The 3,820-nt window shown below is 66.0% G+C and carries 5 protein-coding genes; 1 reads left to right on the top strand and 4 read right to left on the bottom strand.

Annotated features, from left to right (window positions below):
- From RMO57_RS05635 to RMO57_RS05620, 4 genes are all read right to left on the bottom strand, one after another.
- Positions 1-100, bottom strand: a 100-nt coding sequence (locus RMO57_RS05635) for a DUF1415 family protein (RefSeq protein WP_310385007.1), incomplete at its 3' end; no start/stop codon positions are given.
- A complete protein-coding gene (locus RMO57_RS05630; RefSeq protein WP_310385005.1) occupies positions 93-1,184 on the bottom strand; it encodes a M14 family metallopeptidase in 1,092 nt (363 codons plus the stop codon). The genes RMO57_RS05635 and RMO57_RS05630, both read right to left, overlap by 8 nt.
- The gene (locus RMO57_RS05625; protein WP_310385003.1) at positions 1,181-2,377 is read right to left on the bottom strand and encodes a M20 aminoacylase family protein; all 1,197 of its coding nucleotides are present in this window, start codon (positions 2,375-2,377) and stop codon (positions 1,181-1,183) included. Before RMO57_RS05625 ends, RMO57_RS05630 begins: the two co-directional genes overlap by 4 nt.
- A gap of 96 nt (positions 2,378-2,473) precedes the next feature.
- Complete coding sequence (locus tag RMO57_RS05620; protein ID WP_310385002.1) at positions 2,474-2,851, bottom strand: hypothetical protein; 378 nt, start codon at positions 2,849-2,851, stop codon at positions 2,474-2,476.
- 64 nt (positions 2,852-2,915) lie between these two features.
- Between RMO57_RS05620 and RMO57_RS05615 the strand changes: the two genes are divergently transcribed.
- Positions 2,916-3,820: molybdopterin-dependent oxidoreductase (locus RMO57_RS05615; RefSeq protein ID WP_310385001.1), on the top strand; the 905-nt coding region annotated here is incomplete at its 3' end.

Below are 3,820 nucleotides of genomic sequence, written 5' to 3'. Positions count from 1 at the left end.
TGGCGAAGGGGCAGAGGTTGAGGCCGATGACGGCCTTCTCCAGCCAGTCTTGCGTCTCGCGCTGAATCGTCTCAACGCGGGTGGGGTCCAGCTCAGTCATCATTGCTTGCCAATCCTTGTAATGCTTGCTCGCAGGCTTCGCGGGCCTGGCTCAGCAGCAGCTGCTTCCAATCGTCGCGGTCAACGTAGAAGGCAGCGCGAATCTGTTGTTTGATGGCGCGGGCCTGCTCGGCTGGACATTCCGGGTGCGCCTCTAACCAATGATCTGCACGCAGGGCGGCCAGCATTTGGGCCAAGGGCAGGGTGCCGAATTCGAGCGCAATGCCGGTGTAGCGGGCGGCCGGCAGCAGCTCGGGCACCACGCTCCACATCAAGCCGACCAGGGGCGCCGAGCTTGAGCTGCCGTCCGCCATGCTGGTGACCTGGTCGCCCCACCAGCGCCGCGCGCGGGCCAACGCTGCAGGATCGGCGGGGCCGGCAAAGATGCGCTCACCATGGCCGCTAGGCCCCAGGCCCGTATGCAGATCAATCCAGGCAATCGACTCGGCGTGCCGGGCCTGCTCCTGGATGATGTGGCGCAAGGTTTGCTGGCTCCAGGTCGGTGCGCGTCCGCCGTAGAACAGGCCCAGCTCATGCGCATATTGGCCGCCGGTGATGGCCGCTTGCAGGCCCTTGTCGCCATGGCGAGCGGCATAGTCGGCCAGCACCGCCTCGGCCGCTGGGCCGGGCGGCCAAGTGGCTGGAATCAAGGCGGCGGCCAGCTCGTCGTAGCCGGCGTTGTGCGGCAGCGGCCGGTGGAAGTCATGCCAGTTGCGGTTCAGGTCGACGCCTTCTTGCGTCACCCGCCGCCACCAGGAAAAGCCATGCGGGTTGAGGGCATGGATGTAGAGAATCGCCACACCGGAGGCCTGCACTTGGGCCAGCCAGCTGGCATCACTCAGCAGGCCGGTTTGTATACCGCTGCCGGCAAAGCCCTCGACGCCGTGACAGGCGCTGCTGATGATCAGCAACCGTTTGGCGCCAGCTGGCCCCGAGCGGACCACATCGATAGCCAGCCGCTCGCCGTCGCGGCCGAGCAGGGGGTGGGGATGGGCCTCGGGGTCGAGGCCGGCGACTTCCGCTGCGGCGAGAAACTTGGCCCGCGCCTCGGCATAGCTCTGCGAGAAATAGCCGCTGGCGTTCATGGTCTGGGCTTGTTCAACCAGTCTTCAGCCAGCCGCACCCACATCGAGCCGCCCAGCGGGATCAGCTCGTCATTGAAGTCATAGCTGGGGTTGTGCAGCATGCAGGGCCCCATGCCATGGCCGCCGGCGCGGTGGCTGCCGTCGCCATTGCCGATCAGGAAATAGCAGCCGGGCTTTGCTTGTAAAAAGAAGCTGAAGTCCTCGGCCCCCATGGTCGGCTCGAACTCCTGCACATTGGCGCTGCCGACCATATCGCTCAAGGCTTCGCGCACAAACTCGGTCTCTTGCGCATGGTTGATGGTCGGCGGGTAATTGCGCTTGAACTCGAACTCGCATTGCAACTCAAAAGCCTGGGCCGTGGCCTCGGCCATCTGCCGCATGCGCCGCTCAATCAAGTCCAGCACCTCCAGCGTGAAGGTGCGCACCGTGCCCTCGATCACGCAGCTGTCGGGGATCACATTGGTGGCCTCGCCGGTGTGGATCATGGTGACGGAAATCACGCCGGCATCGCTGGGCCGCTTGTTGCGGCTGATGATGGTTTGAAAGCCCTGCACCAGCTGGCAGGCGGCCGGCACCGGATCGATTCCCAGATGCGGCATCGCCGCATGGGCGCCCTTGCCGCGCAAGGTGATCTTGAACTCATTGCTGGACGCGAACACCGGGCCGCTCTTGACGGCGAACTGGCCGGCCGCCATGCCGGGCCAGTTGTGGGCGCCGAACATCGCCTCCATGGGAAAGAGCGTGAACAAGCCGTCCTTGATCATCTCGCGGGCGCCGCCGCCGCCTTCTTCGGCCGGCTGGAAGACCAGGTAGACGGTGCCGTCGAAATCTCGCTGGGTCGCCAGATGCTTGGCCGCCGCCAGCAGCATGGCGGTGTGGCCGTCATGGCCGCAGGCGTGCATCTTGCCGGCGTAGGTGCTGGCATGGGCGAACTTGTTGTGCTCGGTCATTGGCAGCGCGTCAATGTCAGCGCGCAGGCCGACGGCACGCGTCGAGCTGCCTGCTTTGACGATGCCGACCACGCCGGTTGTGCCCAAGCCGCGGTGGACCGGGATGCCCCAGTCGGTCAGCGCCTTGGCGATCAGGTCGGAGGTTCGCTGCTCCTGAAAACATAACTCCGGATGCGCGTGGATGTCGCGTCGCAGTTTGGCAATGCTGGGCGCGTCGGCCAGGATTGAATCGATCAGCTTCATGGGCTCTTTCATGGCGGTCGATGGCGAAGGCAACGACCCTGTTGACCGCAGTTTAATGCCAGCCTCGCAGGGAGATACGGGTCCCCAGCCTTGACCTCATAGCTTCTTGGGCATGAAGAAATGCGTATCAGCGAAGCCGTCGGCGGGCGTCTCGACCGGCTCGGCCGCCTCGACGAAAGGCCCGCTGTCGGCAAAGTCCTGGCTGGCGGCCGAGACGCGCATTTGCTGCGCTTTGGCGGCGTCCAACCGGCTCATTTGGCGGCGCAACTCGGCCACCTCGATCAGCAACTGCTCGATCTGCCGGCGCGCCTGCGAGTTTTGTTGCGTCAGGGTTTGGCGGGCCTTCTCCAGCTTTTGAGTGCGCACCGCCGCGCGCAAGAGCTTGCGGCCGAACCACCACATCGCGGCTGCCCATGTCAGCGCCACCAGCAAAAGCGCGCCGCCAATGCCCATCAACCATGCGTTGCTACCCATTGCTCGCTCCCGCCGTTCGACCTTGCCGCGGCCAAGTATCCGCCCAATGTGCAATAGTTCGGCCATGCAAGCCTCAGCCACCCCCATACCCGCGCAAACCATCGTCGTCAACGGCGCCTGCCCGCATGACTGCCCCGACACCTGCGCGCTGGCGCTGACGGTAGAAAACGGCCGCGTCATCAAGGTGCAGGGCCGTGCCGACCATCCCAGCACCCACGGCGCGCTGTGTACCAAGGTGTCGCGCTATGCCGAGCGCACCTATCACGCCGAGCGCGTACTGCAACCGCTCAAGCGGGTCAGCGCCAAGCATGAGGCGCCGCGTTTTGAGGCCGTCAGCTGGGCCGCCGCCCTGGCCGATATCGCCGCCCGCTTGGGGGCGGTTGCGGCCCGCGACCCGCAGGCGATCCAGCCCTATAGCTATGCCGGCACCATGGGGCTGCTGCAGGGCGAGGCGATGGCCGGGCGGTTTTTCAACCGCCTCGGTGCCTCCTTGCTGGACCGCACCATCTGCGCCTCGGCCGGTGCGGCGGCGCTGACCGCGACCTATGGCCACAAGCTCGGCATGCACCTGCCGTTCTTTGCCGAGAGCCGGCTGATCCTGATCTGGGGCAGCAATTCGATCGCCTCCAATCTGCATTTCTGGACCTATGCGAATCAGGCCAAGCGGGCCGGCGCCAAACTGATCTGCATCGACCCGCGCAAGACCGAGACGGCCGATAAATGCCATCAGCACATCGCCCTAATGCCGGGCACCGACGGCGCGCTGGCGCTGGGCCTGATGCAGCAGCTGATCGTCAACGACTGGCTGGACCATGACTATCTGCGCCAGCATGTCGATGGCTGGGAGGGGGCCGGCGGCCTGCGCGAGCGCGCGCTGGCGTGGCCGCCGGAGCGCGCGGCGGCGGTCTGCGGCATCGGCGCCGACGAGGTGCGCGGGCTGGCCCGCGACTACGGGACGACGCAGCCGGC

It is taken from the genome of Roseateles sp. (assembly GCF_031397715.1).
Taxonomy (GTDB): Bacteria; Pseudomonadota; Gammaproteobacteria; order Burkholderiales; family Burkholderiaceae_C; genus Paucibacter_A.
Note: the sequence above shows the minus strand (reverse complement) of the source record. Positions and strands in the feature narration are given on the sequence as shown.